The following is a 2,639-nucleotide window of genomic DNA, read 5'->3' as shown; positions in this document are numbered from 1 at the left end:
GGTCACCCCGGAGCCGATGACGATCAGGTGGTCGGGCAGCTCGTTGAGCGAGTAGACCTGCCGCCAGGTCAGGATGCGCTCGCCGTCCGGGACCGCGTCCGGCAGGACCCGGGGGCTGGCCCCGGTGGCGACCAGCACGACATCGGCGGGGTGGTCGGTCTCGGCCCCGCCCGGGGCGGTCGCGACGACGGTGTGGGTGGCGCGCCCGGCGTCCGCGTCGGCCAGCCGGGCGGTGCCGTCGACGATGCGCACACCTTCGGCGATGAGCGTCGTCCGGATGTCCGCGGACTGGGCCAGCGCCAGCCCGGCCACCCGGCCGTGCACGGTGGCGACGTCGACGCCGACCTTGTCCGGGTCGACCGTGACGCCGAGGCTGGACGCGTCGAGCACGGCCGTGCGGCCGCCGGCGGAGGCGATGAACGTCTTGGACGGGACGCAGTCCGACAGCACGCAGGCCCCGCCCAGACCGTCCCGTTCGATGAGCGTGACGTCGGCGCCGTACTGCACGGCGACCAGCGCGGCCTCGTAGCCGCCCGGCCCGCCACCCATGATCACGATTCGGGTCACCGTTGCTCCTTCTCCCTGGATCGCTCGCCCCGGATCGTTCACCCCGGAACCGTCGGCCGACCGGCCCCTCGACCGTAACGGGCGCGGGCCGGCCCCGCTCCGCCCTGCGGGTGGTGCCGGCCACACCACTACGCTCTGCACCCATGGCTTTGTACGCGGCCTACGGCTCCAACATGGACCCCGCCCATATGCTCCAGCGCTGCCCGTCCTCACCCGTCGCCGGCACCGGCTGGCTGCCGGGCTGGCGGCTGACGTTCGGTGGCGAGGACATCGGCTGGGACGGCGCCCTGGCGACCGTGGTGGAGGATCCCGACTCCTCGGTGTTCGTCGTGCTCTACGACATGGCCGAGTCCGACGAGAAGACGCTGGACTCCTGGGAGGGCACCGACCTGGGCCTCTACACCAAGATCCGGTTGCGGGTGCACACGCTGGACGGCGACGTGCTGGCCTGGTTGTACGCGCTGCAGGCCTACGAGGGCGGCCTGCCGTCGGCCCGCTATCTCGGGGTGATCGCGGACGCCGCGGAGGCGGCCGACGCCCCGGCCGAATACGTCGCCGGCATCCGCAGCCGGCCCCGCCGCTCGGCGAGCTGACCGGCCCCGGCCGGTGGTGCGGCCGTCCGATCAGTGGTGCAGGGCGGCCAGCGCGGTGTGGGTCATCAGCCGGACCCCGGCGGCGATCGCCCGCTCGTCGGCGACGAACTGGGACGAGTGCAGGTCGACCTTCGGGTGCACCCCGTCCCAGACGCCAAGCCGGGCCAGCGATCCCGGAACCCGGTCCAGGAACACGGCGAAGTCCTCGGCCCCGGTCGACTGCTCGGCCTCCCGGACGGCGGCCGCCCCGAGCGCCCGCTGGGCGGCCGTGCGCATCAGCTGGGTCGACACGGTCTCGTTCATCACCGGCGGGACGCCGCGCTTGTAGTGCAGCTCGAACTGGGCGCCGAGCGGCCCCAGCACCTGCCCGACGACGGTCCGGACGATCTCCTCGACCGAGTCCCAGGCCCGGCGGTCCATCAGGCGCAGCGTGCCCCGCAGCACCCCCTCCCGGGGGATGGCGTTGGCCGCCTCGCCGGACTGCACCGCGCCCCAGACCATCACCGCGGCCGCGCGCGGGTCGAGGCGGCGGGTCAGCAGGGCGGGCAGCTGGGTGATGACCGCGCCGAGGGCGAAGACCAGGTCGGTGGTCAGGTGCGGGCGCGAGGTGTGACCGCCCGGGCCCAGCACCCGCAGCTCGATCTGGTCCGAGGTGGAGGTGATCGGGCCGTCCTTGAGCCCGACCAGGCCGACCCGCAGGCGCGGGTCGCAGTGCAGGGCGTAGACCCGGGTCAACCCGTCCAGGCCGCCGGCCGCGATGACGTCGTGCGAGCCGCCGGGGAACACCTCCTCGGCGGGCTGGAAGATCAGCCGGACCCGCCCGGGCAGGTCGCCGGCCCGGTGCAGCGCGCGGGCGGCTCCGAGCAGGATGGTCAGGTGCAGGTCGTGCCCGCAGGCGTGGCAGACGTCCGGCAGCGTCGAGGAGAACGGCAGCCCGGTCGACTCCCGGATGGGCAGCGCGTCGATGTCCGCGCGGAGCCCGATCACCCGCTCGCCGGTGCCGATCTCGGCGATCACCCCGGTGCCCGTCGGCAGCACGGTGGCCGGGATCCCGGCGGTGTCCAGCGCCCGCACGATCATCGCGGTCGTGGCCGACTCGCGGTGCCCGAGTTCCGGGTGCGCGTGCACCCGCCGCCGCAGCCGGACCAGTTCGGGCAGGCCCGTGCGCAGGTAATCGTCCAGCCACAGGGGGCCGAGGCCGGCACCGAGGTCCTCGACCCGCTCCGGGGCCGGCACGAACGGTGGGCGCATCAACAGGTCGTCGGTGTCGATGCTCGCCTCGCCTTCGGAGTCGTCGGCCGCGGGTGTCGGTCCCGACGTACTGTACGAGACCCGATGTGGTTGGCTTGCCGCACCGCCGGGCGCGAGCGCAGGAGGACCCATGGGCGACGACATCGCGGCCACCACCTACACCCGCGAGCAGCGGCAGGCCTACCGGGCCAAGGTCCGGCGCTGCCTGGACGTGTTCGAGCGGATGCT

General features: G+C 74.1%; 3 protein-coding genes. 1 reads left to right on the top strand and 2 read right to left on the bottom strand.

All coding sequences use genetic code 11. The features are described from left to right. A partial coding sequence (locus ACOJUF_RS14955) for an FAD-dependent oxidoreductase (RefSeq protein ID WP_420122624.1) occupies positions 1–567 on the bottom strand: 567 nt, incomplete at its 3' end. A 143-nt stretch (positions 568–710) separates the two neighbouring features. Between ACOJUF_RS14955 and ACOJUF_RS14950 the strand changes: the two genes are divergently transcribed. Then, positions 711–1,160, top strand: a complete 450-nt coding sequence (locus tag ACOJUF_RS14950; protein ID WP_420122623.1) for a gamma-glutamylcyclotransferase family protein — start codon at positions 711–713, stop codon at positions 1,158–1,160. A 30-nt stretch (positions 1,161–1,190) separates the two neighbouring features. Here ACOJUF_RS14950 and ACOJUF_RS14945 read toward each other — a convergent pair whose 3' ends face one another. Further along, positions 1,191–2,411, bottom strand: coding sequence for an amidohydrolase (locus ACOJUF_RS14945; protein WP_420122622.1), 1,221 nt, complete (start codon positions 2,409–2,411; stop codon positions 1,191–1,193). Positions 2,412–2,639: the final 228 nt, after the last annotated feature.

The sequence above is a fragment of the Nakamurella sp. genome, from assembly GCF_048594475.1.
GTDB lineage: Bacteria > Actinomycetota > Actinomycetes > Mycobacteriales > Nakamurellaceae > Nakamurella.
Note: the sequence above shows the minus strand (reverse complement) of the source record. Positions and strands in the feature narration are given on the sequence as shown.